Raw genomic sequence first — 17,420 nt, 5'->3', positions numbered from 1 at the left:
GCAGGTCGCAATCGGGGGGCGTCAGCGGGTCTGGTAGTTCTGTCATTCGCACAGCCCATATGCAGACGCGCATGCCGTCGCCGGTGCCGCGTCCGCGAGTAAGTCGTATTGGCGGCCGCCCCGGGTCGTCTTGGCCCACTCCACGACATCCAGAATCGTTGTCGCTTGGCCGGCGTGGCCCTGCGTGCCTCGGTGGAAAAACGACACTGGGGAATCACGACGGCAGACGAGCGAGACGATTCGCTCCCATTCGGCTACACGTGCGACGTGATGAGGGAATCGACGCGCAATCGCGGCCAATTCAGCTTTCGAGCAGTTGATGCAGGGCATGCAGCCGACGCGTGTCATGCCCTGCAAGTACAGCGGATTCGGTTCGATACCGGCCAGCGCGTGAGCTTCGAAGACGTTGTCCACGTTCCAACGCAGAATCGGTCGATAGATGGAGAGACCGCCTCCGACTACTTCGAATGCTCGGACACAAGCACCGGTACCCTGCAGCCTGGATCTTCGGGACTCGCTTTCATCTATCCGCACGCCCTGCCACGACCAAACCGCATGCCCTTCGTCGATGCGCGCGAGCGCGTACTCGGTCAGTGGTTCGGTTTTCAGATATTCGGTACAGAACTGGCGCTTGCGCGAGGGAAAGCCACCACGGACCATGCACAGATCGAGAAACGGAATACCGGTCGGATGCAGTACTTCCAGCGCGCGTGCGGCGAGCTCCCGCGTCCAGTGATACTGAAACTTCCGGCGCCCGTAGACCGCCGACTCCGGCTCACCCGCGGCGATCCGTGCGAGGTTCGCGCGCTTCGTTGCGAACTCGTCGGCAAAGTCGGCTCGCACCACGTCGACCGTTATACCGAGTGCGCGCGGCAGATAGTCCAGCGCGTAGGCGTATGTCGATTCGTGCTCGTTGCCGGTGTCGGCGAACACGAATCGGCAGTTCTCCCGGCCGTGCAGTTCGATTGCGACGAGCGCGGTAGCCGTGCTGTCCTTGCCGCCGGACATCGAGACGACGTGGAGTGTCGGGCGCGCGATCATCGGACATCCCCGAACAACTCACGTTGCGCCGGCGTGGTCGGTATCGCCGCGGCCTGCCGGCGTCTGCCCGCGGCACACAACAGCAGCGTCGTGTGCCAGCTCCAGTGCCCGTAGTGCCGTGCTCGCGCCGCTTCCGCGAGATACGTGCGCGCCATGCGGATGTGCCAGTCGCGATCGTTCACGCGACCTCCAATGCAAATGCCTGCTGAATCGGCGCCGTTGAGCGCTCCCAAAACGTTGGCGACTGGTAAATCTCGATGCGATCGCGCATCACCTGCGCGCGCGATTCCTTCGTCGGCGGACGGATGGTCCCCTTCCATTTGCTGTCGAGCCCGATGTTGCGCCCGATGGTTGTCGCATCAGCGCTTGCGAACGGAAAGCGTGTGAACACATCGGGGTTGAGCATGCGCAGCCCATGCAACTTGCAGATAGGCCGGCCGTCGCGATCACACACGACGTTCATTGCCTCGGACATGCGCGTGTACCACGCGTCGGTGCCGATCGTCGCAAATTGGCCTGAACTGCCGAGGCAGACTCGTGGCCAGGTCGACGCGAGGCGTTCCAGCCGCTCGAGGCTTTCGTGCAAATGCCATACAGGCGCCCCAATCCACGGCGCGCGGTGTCGCCACGGCCATTCGTCAAGCAACGCATCGTTCTCAGCTTCGTCACCATCGATCACGTCGGGAATCACGAAGAAGTCGCACGTTGGGTAACGATGGAGTTCGGCGACCCACGCGTAATACCGGTTCCAGTCGGTAATTGGCCGGCCGCTGCGCCATGCTGGATAGGCACCGTTGTCGCCAGCGAAGGACTGACACACTTCGAGCACAAGGCCCAGTTGCTCCGGATACGCAAACGACACGAAGGCGTGGCCGCCGCTGATAGCGCGCACCGCGGCCGTGTTCGGTGTGATGGGAGTGCCGTGGTAGGGGGTCACGCGACCTCCAGCACAAAGCCCGGATGCCGCAGTTGTTCCTGATCGCACATCGATTCCACGACCACCGACCATCCCTGCTCCCATTGCCTTGCGAAGCGCGACAACGGCCCCGGCTTCAGCGGGTTTTCATGGAAAGGGACGCCGCGGCGCGCCGCATTCAATCCAGCCCGAAAAGCTGCCTGCTCGAACAGTTCGCGCATGTCAGCGCAGCCCGCACTCACCGACGCCCTGGCGCGCGCATTCGCATGCCGCACCGACTTTGCAGAGCGTGGCAATCGCATCGAGATAGGGCCGGCTGACGAGCGCATATTCAGCGACATCGATCGCCTTCTCGATCTCGCCGATCAAGACCCCGCGCTGACCGCTCAGGAAACGGCTCACCTCTGACGCATCCCAGCCAATCACCTCGGCCGCACGCTTGCGCTCCGGGCCAGTCAAGACATCCCGGAGCGCCTTTTCGATATTCGGTTTGGCCATGACTGGCAACCCCTAGCAAAAACTGTTGAGTGCCCTTGCTGCTCGGCACCGATACGATGCGGTCAACGTCAACCGCATATTGAAAGAAGGAGCTTCCAGCCATGTCAGAATTCACGCCGGCTACCAGGCCATCGACGTCAACTCTTTTCATGAAAGGAAGCCCCTGTGAAAGAAATCGAAAAACTGAAATTGCTGATCGCGGAACTAGAAGGACACGTCACCGCGCTCGTCGCCTTTTCCAACTCGTTGCTGAGCGAATTGCCAGAAGCAAGGCGCCAAGCCATCGCCACGAAATTCGAATCGCAGTGCGAGCAGACGTCGGCGTTCCTTTTGGGGCAACCGGACCCTTATGCTGAGCGGCAGATTGCAGCGCTACAGCTGACGCGGGATACGATCCGAGGCGACGACGGTTCTCAAGCCAGAAGTGCATAGCCGAGAGAGTCGCCGGTTTGACGCACGCGGTGCGGACAGAGACGAGTCCACGTATTACCGAGACGCGCTGCGACCGCCGGCCACGAACTGGTTTGAACGCGAGTTGCTTTCTCACGCCACCTCCCGCTCAGCTGGAACGGGCGGCGAGCCAGGCTTGCCGATTAGTTCGGGCCAGATTTCCTGCCAGTCGTCGGGACGCAATCGCTGGCGGGAGATGCCAAAAAGCGTCTCAATGCGAGCGCAGCGCCGGGGAGGAACGGGACGTCGCCGCGTCAACCACTCATGCGCCGTAGGCGGTTTGACACCAATCATTCGCGCAAAGGCCGTTAACCCGCGTGCCGCGTCGCAAGCTTCTTTGATGGGGATGAAATGTTCCATGCCACCCATATTAGGCAAAGCCTACACAACAGTCAAGGCATTGCCGAATTTGATTCGGCGTTGCCTAATGCCGTTATGAACGACGCCCCCAAAAAAGACGAGCACATTGGCGATCGCCTCCGCAAAAAAATGAAGGCACGCGGCATGAAGGAAGCGGACGTGGCGACTGTGTTCGGTGTTAAGCCGCCATCCGTCTATGACTGGATTAACTTCGGGCGCATTGCTAAAAAGCACCTTCCCAAGTTGGTTGAGGTATTCGGCGAATCGGTGGAGTGGTGGATCACCGGTGACCAAGAGCGGCACATTGCGCAAAACAGCGGCCTGCCGCCTAGTCTCGTGCGCTTGGCAAAGGTGTTAGATGGCAAATCCGATGCGGAAATCGATCGAATCGCACGAGCACTCGAGTTACTTGTCGGCGAGTCCCGGTCGGCGACCACTCAGCAATCGACTGGTCGCCGATACGTGATCGACGACAAGGAACAGCCTGGAGAAACAGATTCAGGACAGGTGGGGCGACGGAAAAAATCCTGATTCATGCCGCTCCGCAGCAATACTACTAGCCCCGCCTCCGCGGGGCTTTTTCACATCCGGACTGCTCGCTACCGGGCAAAACCAGTGTGTCCTTTGCGCCGCAGTCCTAGATAAGCAGATCGACCTGTCGGAGCATCCGCCTGGTTTCGCGCGCCCCGTTTTCTTTGCTGTCACGAATCGTGTCGATCAGGCATTCGATAAAGCAGGACGCGGCAGGCTCCAGTGGACGTCCGGCGAGCGTGACAATGCCAAACGTCTGCTTGTCCATTTCGTCGCTCACCGGGATGACGCACAGGTCGTCGCGCCTTGCGCACAGTTCGATCACCGGCCACGAGAATAAGCTGAGCATGTCAGTCTGCTGCAGCAACGCCACCGCAATGGGGAGGGAGTGAACGTAATGTATTGCCTCGGGCTCTGGCAAACCGTGCCGCACGAAGATATTGGCGGAATAGCTCTCGCGCCCCGGCGCTCGGGTCAGCAGCCACTCCTGATTCCGCAATTCCGCGAGTGACCGCCTGTCGGCGCAAGGATGATTCTGTCTCGCCACGACGCCAGATCTGGTGGTAAAGAGAGGCCGGAAGTCGAACTCCGTTCCGACTCCCTCTGGAGGCACGCGGCAAACGAGAACGGCGACACTGCCGTTGCGCAGGCGGGGAACCCCGAGCGCAAGATACCCTTCCGCGATTTCCAACTGGGTACCGGGGAGCCGCTCTCGAAGTCGCGTGAGCGTGCCCGCCAGAAAGGCCGTCGCCATCCACGCCGGCAGAGCAAACGAAAGTCTCCCACGCGGTTGCTCATACATCGTTTGAAGATCCTCGAGCGCAAGCGCCCCCTGCCCCAAGATCGCGCGGGCGTGCTTCAGCAGAGTCTGGCCACGGGCGGTCAGCACGATCCCGTTCCCGATCCGTTGTATCAGTTGCATATGAAAGCATGCCTCCAAATGGCGGACATTTTCGGAGACCGTCGACTTGGCGATGCCGAGCTTTTCTGCTGCGGCGCGAATGCTGCCGGCCTCCGCGACAGCGACCAGTGCGCGAAACCACTGCAGGCGGACGTCATACAGATCGTTATTCATGGTTAACCCTTAATTCCTGACAACAATCTTTGTGCCTGAATTTTGGGGTTGTGTCTTTTCGCTTGTCGATCGCCTGCTGAAGCCCGTCCCGCTTAGGTTTGCGGAGGTGTCCGGGATTTCCGGCCACGTCCGGAAATCCTGGCCCTTTCGCGGAAACCCGCGAACCGCTACGGTATGGACTACTCAACAACGCGTTCCTGTTGAGCGGAAGACTTAAAGGCCTGAGCAAGAGGGTTGTCGATATGCTGGATGTATCAAAAGGCTGGGCACTCGCGACAGTATGCGACGCGGATAAAGGCGTGCTCAGCCCGGCTGCGGCCGTACTGCTCTGCGGGCATAGGGCGTAGAGGTCGCGGTGGGCGACTTATATTATTTCCCCGGATGCTCGCCGCATGTGTCCACGCTCCCGCGCGCGACACTTACGGAAATGGCGCCGGGAAAAGTGGAACTCGTCTTGCACGGCCCTTGGGAAAAAGATCCGCTGGAAGCCGCTGAGAATTTTGCGAAGGCAATCCTCATCATCGTTCGTGAAGCAAGGCGCAATTCAAACGGCGGCTAGTTCCGAAGGCAACATCCAAGTAATATTAGGCAATGCCTTGACATGTCATTAGGCATGGCCTACATTTCATCCATCGCCAACCACCGATGGATGAACGATGCACCGCCTTCCACCCTCTGCGCCGCTGGCATCGCACCCCGCGAAAAAAATCGTCGACGAACATCTGGCAGTCGTCCATTCGATCACCGTCGCCGACATCGCAGCGGCGCTCCAGGCACAACCCGAGGCGACGCAACAGCGCTGCTTAGTCGCATTGATCGACGGTGAACCGTTCGACGCGGGACTCGTGCTGCTGCATGCCTTTACTCAGGCGGTCGAGGCCCGAACGTTATGCGCTCGCGACGCAGCAACGACGACTGCGGGGCCGGAACCTACCGAGGCCGCGCAGCACCACCGCACATTCATCATTGCGGGGTGCTGAAATGTCAGTCCTCGCGAAAGACCTCCTCGACCTACGGGCGTTGCCACGGAGAAAAGGACTCCACGGCGCACTGACCGAACACCTGATGCGCGAAATCGCGCGCGCCCTCATTGCGCGAGGTGCCGCATGAACGCTCGCCTCTTGCTCGGCCGTGCGCCAAGCGATAACGCACTGCTCGCCTCGTGCCCGCGCACGCGCCGTCGCCTTCGTGCGCTCGCGACCATGCTGGCCTATGGCGTCGCGGCCGGTACTTTCCTCTGGCTCGTCGTCGCGCTGCGCGCCGGTGGTAGCGCATGAGTTCCACCCTCGGCATCTGGGCATTGATCGCACTCGCCTGCGGCGGCTTGTGGGCCTTCGTCCGCAGCGACAGCGCCGTGCGCCGCCTCGACATGCTCGAACGCAGCCATCCAGTCTGGACGTGGCTCGCGATGGTCTTGCTGCTCGTCTGCGCCGCTCTCGTTTTGGTCTACATCAACACCGATGTGGCACCGCAATTCACCAATACCACCAACGCACGAGGTACAACATGACTTCACCCATCCACGTGATGCACGATCCACGCGAGTTGGACACCACAAAGATCGACTGGCACAGCAAGGGGCACTCGAGCGCGACGATGATCAAGGAAGGGGTCTACCCTCCCAGCGCGACGCGCGAAGACGTCGAGAACGCCGTGCGCGGAACCTTCGGCGGCCGCTTCGAGCAGTTCGGCGGCGGCAGGTTCAAGTACATCGCCTATACGGACTGACCACCATGCGCTGTCACTTCGAAATTCTGCACGCGCCGCTCGATAGCCTGACCGTCGCCGAATGCGGTGCCCTTGCGCTCACGGAGGCGATGCAACTGGTGCGCGTTGCGGCGAACGATATCCGTCTGAACTGGTGGATGAGCCGACGCGACATGTCATTCCGGGTCGGCTACTTCGCTGGCGTCCGCTCGGCCGCACTGGCTGCACTGAGATACGGCGATGACGGCTACGACGAATTGAGGGAACTGGCCGGACGATACGCATCCGAGGTCGAGTTTCTTTCGTGGCCCTATCTCAGATGCGTCGCGTAGTGAAGCCCAATAGCAAGCACTGGTCAACCTTTCACCCTAACGTCCGATATGAACACACCCACTCCAAAGATCGCAATGGATGCTGTGGAGTCCTCACAGATCCACAGTATTGGCTACGATCCGTCGACCGGTACCCTGGCGGTTCGGTTCAAAGACGGTAAGACCGGGGCGCCCACCTCGCTCTACTACTACTCGAACTTCACACCTTCGAATTTCGAGGCGCTCCGGCAGGCCAAGTCGATCGGCACGCATTTTCACCACCACATCAGGCCGTTTCCGCACCGCTTTCCGTGCGTCTGCGTCGAGAAGAAGCCTTACACCGGGCGGGCCTCCTAATGGGCACGATAACGATCCGCGCATCCGCATGGGGAACCCTGTTCGACTGCGCAATGAAATTTGAAGGCGAACACCTTCTCGGGATGCGCAAGGCGTCGGGCCTGCGCGCCACGCTCGGCACGGCGGTGCACGCCAGCACCGCAGCGAACGATCAGGCGCACCTCGACGGCAACCCGCTGTCGCCTGACGATACCGCCGGCGTGTTCATCGACACCCTGCATAACCCGACGCAAGACGTCGACTACAGCGACGACGATCTGACGTTGCGCGAAGCCGAGCGGATCGGCCTGTCGCTGCATACGCGGTATTGCCTGGAGATCGCCCCTCAGTTCGAGTACACGGCGGTCGAAATGAAGCTCTCGCCGTTCGAGATCGACTGCGGCGGCGGCACTATCGTGCGCCTGACCGGTTCGATGGACCGCGCACGCGTCGCGCGCCGGGAGGACGGAATTGCCATTCCTGACCTGAAGACTGGGCGCGCCATCATTCAGAACGGCCAGGTGAACCTGAAGGGCAAGTCGGCGCAGCTCGGCACGTACCAGCTTTTGTACGAGCACACCACGAAGGAGCCGACGGTGGGCGGCCAGATCATCGCCCTGCCGACCGCCGGCAAGACAGCGCCAATGGTCAGCCCGCTGTTCGACGCGCGACGCGTCATGGTGGGCACCGAAGACCACCGCGGCCTGATCCAGTTCGCCGCCGCGATGTTCCGCAGCGGCCTGTTTCCTCCCAATCCCCAATCGGTCCTCTGCTCGCCCAAGTACTGCGCGCGCTGGAAGACCTGCATGTTTCACGCTTAAGAGGACCCTATGTCGACCCCGACAACTGTAGAAAATCTGCGCAACCCCGCGCCACGCGAAGCCAATTTGCCCGCCGTTGAAATGGGGTTCGGCACGCTGCAATCGTTCGAACTGATGCAGCGCGCCGCAAAATTGCTGACCAACTCGACGTTGGTACCGGTTGCGTATCGTGCACAGACCGAAGTCAAGGAGTACGGCAAGGTCACCGGCTATGAAGACAATCCCAACGGGCTTTCCAACTGTGTCGTCGCGCTGAACATGGCGCAACGCATGGGCGCCGATCCGCTGATGGTGATGCAGAATTTGTACATCGTCGAAGGCCGCCCCTCCTGGTCATCGCAATTCATCATCGCGGCGATCAACTCGTGCGGGAAGTACTCGCCGCTTCGCTTTGACTTGAGCCCTGCAACCGATCCCGAGGAAGTGACCTACAACGCGACCGAGTGGCAAGACCAGCCGAATGGCCGTGCCAAAAAGGTGAGCGTACCCAGGAAGGTAACCGTTCGGCACCAGACATGCGTCGCGTGGGCGATCGAAAAGCAGACCGGTGAGCGCCTCGAATCACCGACCATCAGTATTCAGATGGCGATTGACGAAGGCTGGCTGACGAAGAATGGCAGCAAGTGGATGACGATGCCTGAAGTGATGCTTCGATATCGCTCCGCCGCCTTCTTCGGCAAGCTTTATGCGCCCGAATTGCTGATGGGTCTCCAGACGGCAGAGGAAGTCACCGACATCGTCGACGTGCACGCGGATGGCTCGTACACAGTCAACCGCACGACCGTCGACGATCTTCGCGCCGGTCCTGCGCCTGCTGCTGAAGTCGTTCCGGCCACCCAGACCTCAGCACAACCGACCTCGCCAGCGGCTCAGCGACGCGAACCCGCCCCGGCCAACGAAGCGAAGCAGGAGCAGACCGTCGCATCTACCGCGCAGGTATCTGCGCAGCAAAAGTCGGACAGCCAGCAAGACGACTTCGCGTTCGACGAATCGGGACTGATTCAGGGCATCCGCGAGGACCTCGAAACCGCGAACTCGCCCGAGGAAATCGACCTCGCGCGCAGCGCGATCAGCGGCGTCTCGGACGAGGCGGCTAAAGCGGAACTCAACGCGCTGGCATCGAGGCGCGTGCGCGAACTGAGTGGCGCACAGGAGTCGCAATCTCAATCCCGCCAGCGACAGGCGACCACGCCGCCGCAACGCCGGCCGCGCGGACCCATCAGCGCCGAATAACCATTCATTCGAATAAAAAGGAGCATCCGTGAGCAATTCGGAAGAACACAAGGCGGTCCTCGGCATGACCGCGGCCACTGTCGGCAAGGACCTGCTGTCGGCCACCGTCCTCGAACTGAAAATGCTTCCCGACGTGTGGGTCAAGCTGTCCGAGACCAAGCAGAACGACATCATCGACCGGCTGCGCAAGCGCGTCGAAAACGCGGTCAAGATGGCCGTGCACCTGATTGCCAGCGACGGGCGCATGGTGGTTGCCGGCGACCTCGAGCAGATCACCATCAAGGACGGCGCAGAGGCCGTCATCAAGGTGGGCCGAGCAGCGCCCTCGCTGCACGAGCTCTACGACGCACAGGGAAAGCAGGTGCTGATCGTCGTGTCCGACGCCGGCGAGCATACGGGCGGCATGGATGAGGTGCGCGGCGAAAACGATCAGCGCGGCCTCGACCTTGGCGGCGAGTACACCGCCGAGGATGGCGATGGAATGAATGGGCCGTCCGACGATGACGACGTTGTCGACGCCGAATTCCGCCCGGTCGCGGCGCTCGGCGACGACCCGCTGCAATCCGAGATCGACGGGCAGCACGAAGCGGGGCGCAAAGCTGCCGCCGACGGACTGCCCGAAAGCGAGTGCCCGGTCATGCGCGGAGATCTATGCATCGCGTGGATAAAGGGTTGGAAGTCGTGGCACGAGGAACAGGCCGACGCTGCCGAGAGTCATGACCCCGTCGACGAACTGTTCGAGCAGGCGGCGGCCCTTGTGCGCGAGCACAAGCGCGCGACGATCAGCTTCGTTCAGCGCCATCTGAGAATCGGATACAACCGCGCCGCCGGCATCATCGAGCAGCTTGAAAATCACGGCGTGATCAGCGGGCCCGACGAGACCGGTCGCCGAACGGTGATTGATGTGAACGGCGGCGACGACATTGGCGGAGATGCAGCATGAAGCTGACCCATCTCCTCGTGCGAGACGTTCTCGGCATCGCCGAGGCCGACGTCCACCTGACCAAGCCCGTCGGACTGTTCGCCGGCGCAAACGGCGCCGGCAAGAGCAGCATTCAGGAGGCTGTCCGGATGGCCCTGACCGGCGACACCGTGCGCGTGTCGTTGAAGAAGGCGTACGGCCAGCTGCTGCACGACGACGCGAAGTACGGCCATATCATCGTCACATCAGGCGATGCCGCGAACAGCATCAGCCTGCCCGCCGGCAAGCTCGCGCGCGGTCTCACCGACGATCCGCGGCTTCCAATGGTGCTCGACGCCCAGTGCTTCGCCCAGTTCGACGACAAGGCACGCCGTTCTTTTCTGTACGAACTGATGGGCGTGAAAGTCGGCTCCGATGACATCCGGCGCCGCCTCGTCGCGCGGTTGTTCGACAAGACGCCTATGTCCGACGCAGACAAAAAGCGGATCGAGTCAGTGATTCCGATGGTGCGCGCCGGCATCGACGCCGCCCACAAGGAAGCAGGCGACAAGGCGCGAGCCGGAAAAACCGCGTGGCGCGTCGTGACCGGTGAGACCTACGGCAGTTCAAAGGCTGACGGCTGGGCGCCCGCCGCGGTCACGTTCGACGAAGCCGCGTTGCTCAAGCTCGAGGCGGATCTCGAATCGCTCGACGGCGAGATCGGCGACGTGCAGCAGGAGATCGGCGCGGCCGAGGTCGCCCAAAGCACAGCGCGCGGGCGGGCCGAGCAGATCGCTACCCTGCGCACCACTGCCTCCCAGTTCGCCCGCCTGACCGATCTTGTGCAACGGGCAGATAACGAGGTGGCGGAGTTCAAACCGCAGGTCGACAGCCTTCGCGAGCGCGCGGGCGGCACGCCGGCGGGTATCGAATGCGCATGCCCCGAGTGCGGAGCCCTTCTCCGCTACCTGAACGGCGTGCTGAGCGCCAGCGTTGCCGCGGTGCGCGACGATGAGGCGATCGCCAAGCTTCCCGAATACGAAGCGAGTCTGACCATGCTGCAGAACGCCGCAGCCAATCGCCGCCGCGAGCTGGAGGCGGCCGACACTGCAGCGAAGCAGTTGCGAGCCATCGAGGGAGAGGAAGACACCGACGCTCCCGTCATCGACGTTGACGGCCTTCGACAGGAACTCGCGGACTTGCAGGCGCGGCGCCGAACTATCACCGCCGAGGTCGAGAAGCACCGCGACCAGCAGCGCGCCGCAGCAGCAGCCGGGGAAAAAGAGCGCGACGCGGCCTCGCAGCACGCCGATGTACAGGCGTGGGAAGCGATCGCCGACGCGCTCGCGCCAGATGGCATTCCAGCAGACCTGATGCGCGAGGCGTTGCAGCCGCTCAACGAGCAGTTGACCGCGCTCGCGGAGATGTCCGAGTGGGCAGACGTGACGGTCACGCCTGAAATGGAAATTCTGGCCGACGGGCGCCCGTATCAGCTCCTTTCCGAATCGGAAAGATGGCGGGCTGACGCACACCTCGCGTGTGCCATCAGTCTGATCAGCGGCCTGCGTCTGCTGGTGCTGGATCGCGCAGACGTATTGATCGGGCCCGAGCGCGATCGCCTGTTTTACTGGCTCGACGATCTCGCTTACGCGAACCAGATCGACACGGCGCTCATTTTCATGAGCCTGAAAGAACCGCCGAAGGGACTACCCGAGACCATTGAGACGTTCTGGATAGAAGGCTCCACGGCGCGCGCGCTTCTCAGTCATCCAGCCGACAAGCCCGGAGACGGCGCCATCGCGGCGCGCCAGCCGAAGGGAGCCTGACATGCTGATCAAGCAGCTTCACGTGGGGCCGCATGGATGGGTTCGGGCACAGAGCGACGACACGGCCAACGAACCGGTCGCGGAGTTGTACGGCAAGTACATCGAACTCGCGCCGCTTTTTGCAACCGCGCCGGACCTGCTCGACGCGCTCGAGCATCTCGTCGAGGTGTGGGATGCGATGGGGCTGCCGATGGGCTACGCCCGCCGGCGCGCCGAGATCGCAATCGACAAAGCAAAGGGAGCCTGACATGCCACGCCACTACTCCACCACCGACATGATCAAGAAGCTCTCCGGTCTGCTCGGAACCAAAGACCTGACCGAATGGGAACAGGGATTCGTGCGCCAGCTCGATGCGATCCGAAGCGCCGGCCGTGTCACGAGCCTGACCGACAAACAGGTCGAACGACTGGACGAGCTTCACGCGAAGCACTTCGCCTAAGCCCGCGGCGCGCCGGTATGCCGCAGAGACATTGAGCCTCGAAAGCCGCGCGCACAAGGCGACCTTTTCGACGGCCTGACTACGACCGAAGCGGCAGCACGAGCGATCGAAACAACGCGACCAGCATGGAGCCTGAAATGAATACCGTCTTCCTTCTGATGGCCCAATACAACGCGGCCGCGGTAATCCCGATCGAAACCGTGTGCCGCGACTACTTCGCGCCGCTCACGGTGCCGACACTGCTGCGCAAGATTTCCGCTGGCGAGATCGCGCTGCCGCTCGTGCGCATGGAGTCGTCGCAGAAAGGCGCGAAGGGCGTTCACTTGACAGATCTGGCTGATTACATCGACAAGCGCCGCAAAGCGGCCGTCAAAGAGTGCAATCAGCTTTCCGGAGTCGCCTGAGGTGGCGCGACGACGCCGAGCCACTTCCATCCCGAAAACCGATCCCCCGTGTGCCTGAGGTGCGTATAGCGCTTCAGGCTCGACCAGCTTCGGTGCCCTGTCACCGCCGCCACGTGCGGAATGGTCAACCCCATCTCGAATAGCCTGCTGGTGCCTTCATGGCGCATGTCGTGCAGGTGCAAATCCTCGATCGCCAGAAACTGACACGCGCGCGTGAACGCTGCGCCGACTGCATCGTTGGTGTATGGAAAAATCCGCCCCTTTTTCGTCGGTTGCGCCTTGATGATGCGCATTGCCTCGGGCGGCAGATCGCACCATACGTCGTTGCCGATCTTCTGGCCCGGATGCTTTAGGTCTCGCACGAGCACTCGGCTATGGGCCTCGTCGAGGTCTTCATGCGCGATGCGCAGCATTTCCTCAAGGCGACGGGTCGAGAAGATCGCGAACGCGGTCAGCGCTTGCATCGGGGCACTCGCCGGGCGACGCGCGCGGACCTCGCCGAAGTGAGTCATGATCCGGTCGAGTTCGTCTAGAGTCGGCCTGCGGTCGCGCTGCCGGGACTTGCCGGTCGCGCCGAGCTTCTTCAGCACCGTGCGAGCGTCAACAAGCTGCTTTTCGTCCAGCGGATAGCCCCACGCTGGCCGCGCAACATGCACCACCGCGGCAAGGTGCGACATGTAATTCTCGACAGTCTGGGGTTTGACCTTAAGGCTTTGGGCGAACTGCACAAATGCTTGGCTGCCGACCCGGCTGCAGGTCATCCCACCTATCGGTGCTACCTGAATCGCGCGTAGCACCTGCTCTTTCGTTCGCCCAATCGCGCGGCGGGACTCCCTGATATAGCGATCGATCACGTCGGCGAGCGTGGGATCTTCCTTCGCGGCGGACTCTAGCGCGCCGGGCTGGGCCAGCTCCCGCTCCCGCTTGTCGAGCCATGACTGCGCCGCCTGGCGCCGGTCGAACGTCTTCGATTCCGTGTAGACGACCTTTCCGCCCTCCTTCAGGCGGATCTGCGCGGTGTAGCCTATACTCTTGTCCTTGCGCTCCCGCGCCGATATTGTTCCCATCGTCTCCCCGGTGCTACAGACCAAAACTCGGTCCTACATCGTAGCACTTGGCCGTGAAACGACCGGAAAACGACTTAAACTGCGTTGAATCACGCAACGCCGAAACACCCGCCCAGCCCAGTGCTGGCGCTGAAAGCCAATGAATTCAAGCCCTCGCCGCATTTCTGTGGCACCGATGATGGACTGGACGGATCGTCATTGCCGCTCGCTGCATCGAATGATTTCGCGCCATACCTGGCTTTACACGGAAATGGTGACGACCGGCGCGCTGCTGCATGGCGACGTGCCGCGTCATCTCGCATTCACGCCCGACGAAGCGCCAGTCGCGCTGCAACTCGGCGGCAGCGAGGCCGACGATCTCGCGCGTTCGGCTAAGCTCGGCGAGCAATGGGGCTATGACGAAATCAACCTGAATTGCGGCTGCCCATCCGAGCGCGTACAACGCGGCGCGTTCGGCGCATGCCTGATGAACGAGCCGCAACTCGTCGCCGATTGCGTGAAGGCGATGCGCGACGTCGTATCGGTGCCAGTCACGGTCAAGCACCGCATCGGCGTCGATACGGTCGACGAATACGGCTTCGTCCGCGATTTTGTCGGCACGATCGCGCAAGCCGGCTGTGAGGTCTTTATCGTTCATGCGCGCAACGCGATACTGAAGGGCCTGAGCCCGAAGGAAAACCGCGAGATTCCGCCGCTCAAGTACGACTACGCGTATCAGTTGAAGCGCGATTTTCCGCAGTTGGAAATCGTCATCAATGGCGGTATCAAGACGCTCGACGAAGTCGACGCGCATCTTCAGCACGTCGACGGCGTGATGCTCGGGCGCGAGGCGTATCACAACCCCTACCTGCTCGCCGATGTCGACGCGCGCTTCTATGGCTCCGCGCAGGCGCCTCTGACGCGCGAGCAGGTCGAAGCGAAACTGATCGAGTATTGCGCGACCGAAATGGCGCGCGGCACCTATCTCGGCGCGATCATGCGCCATGCGCTTGGGCTGTATCGCGGCGAAGCGGGTGCGCGTGGTTGGCGTCGAGTTTTGTCCGACAGCAAGCGACTTGCGGCCCGTGATCTGACCATCTTCGACGAAGCAAGACAGCATCTGCGCGAGCCCATCGAAATTTTTGAATAAAGGACTAGGCAAACCACCATCTAGTCCCTATAATCTCGTTTCTTCGTCGGCGAGACAGGTTTTTAGAGCAAGTCAAGCGGATGTTAGTGGTGGCTGTAGCTCAGTTGGTAGAGTCCAGGATTGTGATTCCTGTCGTCGTGGGTTCGAGTCCCATCAGCCACCCCACAGAATTCAAGCAAACGGCGTTGTGAGCAATCACAACGCCGTTTTTGTTTTGCTGACGGCCTTCTGCGTTTTCCATGATTTCTGTGCGGTTTTCCGCACTGCAATCACCCCTTCCCGCCTTCTTCCGCCTCTCAAAAACCGCTTGGCCAATAGGGCCGGTTCACCGGTCCGCCTTGCGGCGCGTACGTCTGAACGATTGTTTCTTCGTCGGGAATAGTAATTTCAGATTATCGGCACAAATTTTCAATAGTAGGGGTATACACTGGCTTCCATCGAGGTTGCAGACACCTGGTTCACTGGCTCCTGCAACATCTTCCTGAAATGCAGACGAAACGTTATCGGAGTCCTACCATGAAGACCAAGTTTATCGCCGCCCTGCTGGTTGCCGCTTCTGCCTCTATCGCCGCTCCCGCTTTCGCCAGCGGCTATGGTCCGGCACCGTACTACCGTCCGTCGGTTGGCGCGCCGGCTTCGCAACAAGGCCAGAACGCGCAGACCGTCGCTGCTGAACGCGCCAACGCGCAATCGAATGCATACGGCGGCGTGAATAGCGTGTCGACGCAATCGGGCACGCGCACCGAACCCACGTCGGGTCCGCAATCGGTGTTCTTCGGCCACTAAGCCGCCAGCAGTACCGTCAGATCCGCTGCCTCTGAAGGCAGCGATCAAACTGGGCGCCGCGCATGCAGTATCGATGCCGGCGCCTAGTTGCATTTACGGCAGCCGTGGTATCCGGTACGTTGCCCGGGTAGCGTTCGGTTTGCAACCGTTGTCTCGTGCGCCTGCCGCTTCCTTGCCTCATCCGAACACGACGTCCCCTTCCGTCGCAACGCGGCTATCCGCGTCTAACTCGCCAGCCCCGCATCGATCAATTCGCGCGCCGCGCGAAAAGTCGCCTCGGCGGCCGCATGCTCGGTGGACCACAAGCTATCGATATGCACGAGCTGCCAGTCGACCACCGTCGAATCGTCGCGCAGCACCCGGAAATGCGCCTTGACGCCGGTCAGTACCTGTTCCACCGCCACCTCGATGTCGTAGTCGCCATAGCGCGCCTGATAGTCGCCCATGTCGACGCCCTTCGGCTCCATGCTCGTCTCCGTGGTTTCGCTGATCGCGGGTAGGCGGACGCGCGCGTCCAGCTGGCGTCGCGCTGGCCAATCACCTGCTCGCGGCTCACCCGCGACGCGCCGCCTCGCTCTACACACCGGCCGTGCGGCCGGCCGCCGATCAGCGGATCAGTTGCAATCGCCGGAAAGATACTGCCGGCCGTTGCAGTTGATTTCGACCCCACCGCTGCCCGCTTCGGCAACCAGGTCGCATGCCAGCAACTCCGCCGCAACGGACTGCGCGACTTCGGGCGCCGTCTGTCCGACGCCGACGTCGTTCAGACGCCGCAACGCTTCGACCGCTTCAGGACTCAAGGACTTCGACATGGCCGTCTCCGTCGGAATGCTCAATTCATCGTAGCAAGTTTCATCGGCGGATGCAGGTGTGCGCGTGACGAGCCCGCTCCCCGGAGCGCCGAGCCTGGCAATCGGCGTCTGAAACCGGCGTGACCGTTAGGAGCACGCCTCAACGCGCCAGCAGCGGCCCCGGAACGCGGCCTGCTACTAGCTAATCGTGCACACAGCCGCGTGTCTGCAGACGGCACGCGACATCCAAGGAGAACGACATGAAGCGAGGCAATTGGGCCACGTTGACGGCCACCGCCGCCGCGCTCGCGGCGCTCTTCGCGAGCGGCGCGAGCGCCGTCGCGCAGACGGCGCCCAGCGCGCCGCCGGACAGCCATGCGCCGATGGCCAAACCGCCCGAGGCCGCCTCGGGCGCCGGCAGTTCGAGCAACCCGGACAACATGCCGATCAAGCGGCCGGCGAAGCCAACCAACGACCACATGTCGCACGAGCCGCCCGCAAGCGGCGCAAACGCGAAATAGCCGCTGCGCACGCCGCTCGCATTGGCGGAGCGTCATCAAAGCCGCGCGATCGACACCTCGGTCGACTTCACGAGCGCGACCACCTCCGAGCCGACTTTCAGTTCGAGTTCGTCGACCGAGCGCGTCGTGATCACCGACGTGACGATACCGAACGGCGTCTCTCCGTCAACCTCGGACACCACCGAGCCGCGGATGATTTCCTTGACCTTGCCTTTGAACTGATTGCGCACGTTGATGGCGGAAATGCTCATTTCAGATCACTCCATAGAAGCAGTT

At 61.9% G+C, this 17,420-nt stretch carries 29 protein-coding genes and 1 tRNA gene; 19 read left to right on the top strand and 11 right to left on the bottom strand.

Features of this window, described 5'->3' with window-relative positions; translation table 11 throughout:
• Positions 1 to 42 precede the first annotated feature (42 nt).
• Genes HWY30_RS26265 through HWY30_RS26245 form a run of 5 tightly spaced genes read right to left on the bottom strand, consistent with a single transcriptional unit; the run spans position 43 to position 2,455 of the window.
• Entirely contained in the window at positions 43 to 1,041 is a 999-nt protein-coding gene (locus HWY30_RS26265) for a phosphoadenosine phosphosulfate reductase domain-containing protein (RefSeq protein WP_090804415.1), read from the bottom strand.
• Complete coding sequence (locus tag HWY30_RS26260) at positions 1,038 to 1,223, bottom strand: hypothetical protein (RefSeq protein ID WP_090804413.1); 186 nt, start codon at positions 1,221 to 1,223, stop codon at positions 1,038 to 1,040. The genes HWY30_RS26265 and HWY30_RS26260 overlap by 4 nt, the downstream gene beginning before the upstream one ends.
• Positions 1,220 to 1,978: a hypothetical protein gene (locus HWY30_RS26255; protein WP_090804412.1), complete on the bottom strand. Its 759-nt coding sequence runs from the start codon at positions 1,976 to 1,978 to the stop codon at positions 1,220 to 1,222. The genes HWY30_RS26260 and HWY30_RS26255 overlap by 4 nt, the downstream gene beginning before the upstream one ends.
• Positions 1,975 to 2,178, bottom strand: a complete 204-nt coding sequence (locus HWY30_RS26250) for a hypothetical protein (RefSeq protein ID WP_090804411.1) — start codon at positions 2,176 to 2,178, stop codon at positions 1,975 to 1,977. The genes HWY30_RS26255 and HWY30_RS26250 overlap by 4 nt, the downstream gene beginning before the upstream one ends.
• A 1-nt stretch (position 2,179) precedes the next feature.
• Positions 2,180 to 2,455 (bottom strand): DNA-binding protein, encoded by a 276-nt coding sequence (locus HWY30_RS26245; RefSeq protein ID WP_090804410.1) that lies wholly within the window; start codon positions 2,453 to 2,455, stop codon positions 2,180 to 2,182.
• 165 nt (positions 2,456 to 2,620) lie between these two features.
• Here HWY30_RS26245 and HWY30_RS26240 point away from each other — a divergent pair, with 165 nt between their 5' ends.
• Entirely contained in the window at positions 2,621 to 2,887 is a 267-nt protein-coding gene (locus HWY30_RS26240) for a hypothetical protein (RefSeq protein WP_090804408.1), read from the top strand.
• Between the two features lie 111 nt (positions 2,888 to 2,998).
• Here HWY30_RS26240 and HWY30_RS26235 read toward each other — a convergent pair whose 3' ends face one another.
• Complete coding sequence (locus tag HWY30_RS26235) at positions 2,999 to 3,265, bottom strand: transcriptional regulator (protein WP_090804407.1); 267 nt, start codon at positions 3,263 to 3,265, stop codon at positions 2,999 to 3,001.
• Between HWY30_RS26235 and HWY30_RS26230 the strand changes: the two genes are divergently transcribed.
• Positions 3,257 to 3,796 (top strand): helix-turn-helix domain-containing protein, encoded by a 540-nt coding sequence (locus tag HWY30_RS26230; RefSeq protein WP_143037159.1) that lies wholly within the window; start codon positions 3,257 to 3,259, stop codon positions 3,794 to 3,796. The two genes, HWY30_RS26235 and HWY30_RS26230, sit on opposite strands and share 9 nt — an antisense overlap.
• A 106-nt stretch (positions 3,797 to 3,902) precedes the next feature.
• On the opposite strand, the gene HWY30_RS26225 is transcribed toward HWY30_RS26230, so the two are convergent.
• Positions 3,903 to 4,871, bottom strand: coding sequence for a LysR family transcriptional regulator (locus HWY30_RS26225; RefSeq protein ID WP_090804404.1), 969 nt, complete (start codon positions 4,869 to 4,871; stop codon positions 3,903 to 3,905).
• Positions 4,872 to 5,527: 656 nt separating this feature from the next.
• Between HWY30_RS26225 and HWY30_RS26220 the strand changes: the two genes are divergently transcribed.
• The 13 genes from HWY30_RS26220 (at position 5,528) to HWY30_RS26160 (ending at position 12,850) form a co-directional block, all read left to right on the top strand.
• Positions 5,528 to 5,851, top strand: coding sequence for a hypothetical protein (locus HWY30_RS26220; RefSeq protein ID WP_090804402.1), 324 nt, complete (start codon positions 5,528 to 5,530; stop codon positions 5,849 to 5,851).
• A 126-nt stretch (positions 5,852 to 5,977) separates the two neighbouring features.
• Positions 5,978 to 6,148: a hypothetical protein gene (locus HWY30_RS26215; RefSeq protein ID WP_167368644.1), complete on the top strand. Its 171-nt coding sequence runs from the start codon at positions 5,978 to 5,980 to the stop codon at positions 6,146 to 6,148.
• Positions 6,145 to 6,381, top strand: a complete 237-nt coding sequence (locus HWY30_RS26210) for a hypothetical protein (RefSeq protein WP_090804400.1) — start codon at positions 6,145 to 6,147, stop codon at positions 6,379 to 6,381. Before HWY30_RS26215 ends, HWY30_RS26210 begins: the two co-directional genes overlap by 4 nt.
• Positions 6,378 to 6,599: a hypothetical protein gene (locus HWY30_RS26205; RefSeq protein ID WP_143037158.1), complete on the top strand. Its 222-nt coding sequence runs from the start codon at positions 6,378 to 6,380 to the stop codon at positions 6,597 to 6,599. The genes HWY30_RS26210 and HWY30_RS26205 overlap by 4 nt, the downstream gene beginning before the upstream one ends.
• 5 nt (positions 6,600 to 6,604) lie before the next feature.
• A complete protein-coding gene (locus tag HWY30_RS26200; protein WP_090804395.1) occupies positions 6,605 to 6,910 on the top strand; it encodes a hypothetical protein in 306 nt (101 codons plus the stop codon).
• A gap of 75 nt (positions 6,911 to 6,985) precedes the next feature.
• Entirely contained in the window at positions 6,986 to 7,246 is a 261-nt protein-coding gene (locus HWY30_RS26195) for a KTSC domain-containing protein (RefSeq protein WP_244145005.1), read from the top strand.
• A complete protein-coding gene (locus HWY30_RS26190) occupies positions 7,246 to 8,046 on the top strand; it encodes a RecB family exonuclease (protein WP_090804391.1) in 801 nt (266 codons plus the stop codon). Before HWY30_RS26195 ends, HWY30_RS26190 begins: the two co-directional genes overlap by 1 nt.
• Positions 8,047 to 8,055: 9 nt before the next feature.
• Positions 8,056 to 9,279, top strand: coding sequence for a hypothetical protein (locus tag HWY30_RS26185; protein WP_090804389.1), 1,224 nt, complete (start codon positions 8,056 to 8,058; stop codon positions 9,277 to 9,279).
• A gap of 64 nt (positions 9,280 to 9,343) precedes the next feature.
• The gene (locus HWY30_RS26180) at positions 9,344 to 10,222 is read left to right on the top strand and encodes a DNA translocase FtsK (RefSeq protein WP_090805727.1); all 879 of its coding nucleotides are present in this window, start codon (positions 9,344 to 9,346) and stop codon (positions 10,220 to 10,222) included.
• On the top strand, positions 10,219 to 12,006 hold the full coding sequence (locus HWY30_RS26175) for an AAA family ATPase (protein WP_090804387.1): 1,788 nt from the start codon (positions 10,219 to 10,221) through the stop codon (positions 12,004 to 12,006). Before HWY30_RS26180 ends, HWY30_RS26175 begins: the two co-directional genes overlap by 4 nt.
• Position 12,007: 1 nt before the next feature.
• Positions 12,008 to 12,253, top strand: a complete 246-nt coding sequence (locus HWY30_RS26170; protein WP_090804385.1) for a hypothetical protein — start codon at positions 12,008 to 12,010, stop codon at positions 12,251 to 12,253.
• Position 12,254: 1 nt separating this feature from the next.
• A complete protein-coding gene (locus tag HWY30_RS26165; protein ID WP_090804383.1) occupies positions 12,255 to 12,446 on the top strand; it encodes a hypothetical protein in 192 nt (63 codons plus the stop codon).
• A 137-nt stretch (positions 12,447 to 12,583) separates the two neighbouring features.
• Complete coding sequence (locus tag HWY30_RS26160; RefSeq protein ID WP_090805726.1) at positions 12,584 to 12,850, top strand: pyocin activator PrtN family protein; 267 nt, start codon at positions 12,584 to 12,586, stop codon at positions 12,848 to 12,850.
• Here HWY30_RS26160 and HWY30_RS26155 read toward each other — a convergent pair.
• Entirely contained in the window at positions 12,829 to 13,917 is a 1,089-nt protein-coding gene (locus HWY30_RS26155) for a tyrosine-type recombinase/integrase (protein WP_090805725.1), read from the bottom strand. The genes HWY30_RS26160 and HWY30_RS26155 overlap by 22 nt on opposite strands.
• A 139-nt stretch (positions 13,918 to 14,056) precedes the next feature.
• Between HWY30_RS26155 and dusA the strand changes: the two genes are divergently transcribed.
• The 3 genes from dusA (at position 14,057) to HWY30_RS26140 (ending at position 15,832) form a co-directional block, all read left to right on the top strand.
• Positions 14,057 to 15,046: a tRNA dihydrouridine(20/20a) synthase DusA gene (dusA, locus tag HWY30_RS26150; RefSeq protein ID WP_090804381.1), complete on the top strand. Its 990-nt coding sequence runs from the start codon at positions 14,057 to 14,059 to the stop codon at positions 15,044 to 15,046.
• Positions 15,047 to 15,135: 89 nt separating this feature from the next.
• Positions 15,136 to 15,211, top strand: a tRNA-His gene (locus HWY30_RS26145).
• A 351-nt stretch (positions 15,212 to 15,562) separates the two neighbouring features.
• Positions 15,563 to 15,832, top strand: a complete 270-nt coding sequence (locus HWY30_RS26140; RefSeq protein WP_090804379.1) for a hypothetical protein — start codon at positions 15,563 to 15,565, stop codon at positions 15,830 to 15,832.
• A gap of 224 nt (positions 15,833 to 16,056) precedes the next feature.
• Here the strand turns inward: HWY30_RS26140 and HWY30_RS26135 are convergent, their stop codons facing one another.
• On the bottom strand, positions 16,057 to 16,299 hold the full coding sequence (locus HWY30_RS26135; protein WP_090804377.1) for a DUF6566 family protein: 243 nt from the start codon (positions 16,297 to 16,299) through the stop codon (positions 16,057 to 16,059).
• Between the two features lie 147 nt (positions 16,300 to 16,446).
• A complete protein-coding gene (locus HWY30_RS26130) occupies positions 16,447 to 16,644 on the bottom strand; it encodes a hypothetical protein (protein ID WP_013089281.1) in 198 nt (65 codons plus the stop codon).
• 239 nt (positions 16,645 to 16,883) lie between these two features.
• Here HWY30_RS26130 and HWY30_RS26125 point away from each other — a divergent pair, with 239 nt between their 5' ends.
• Positions 16,884 to 17,144, top strand: a complete 261-nt coding sequence (locus HWY30_RS26125; RefSeq protein ID WP_090804375.1) for a hypothetical protein — start codon at positions 16,884 to 16,886, stop codon at positions 17,142 to 17,144.
• 35 nt (positions 17,145 to 17,179) lie between these two features.
• Here HWY30_RS26125 and HWY30_RS26120 read toward each other — a convergent pair whose 3' ends face one another.
• Entirely contained in the window at positions 17,180 to 17,395 is a 216-nt protein-coding gene (locus tag HWY30_RS26120) for a TOBE domain-containing protein (protein ID WP_090804373.1), read from the bottom strand.
• Between the last annotated feature and the right edge of the window lie 25 nt (positions 17,396 to 17,420).

Source organism: Paraburkholderia tuberum STM678 (assembly GCF_902833905.1).
Classification (GTDB): Bacteria; Pseudomonadota; Gammaproteobacteria; order Burkholderiales; family Burkholderiaceae; genus Paraburkholderia; species Paraburkholderia tuberum.
Note: the sequence above shows the minus strand (reverse complement) of the source record. Positions and strands in the feature narration are given on the sequence as shown.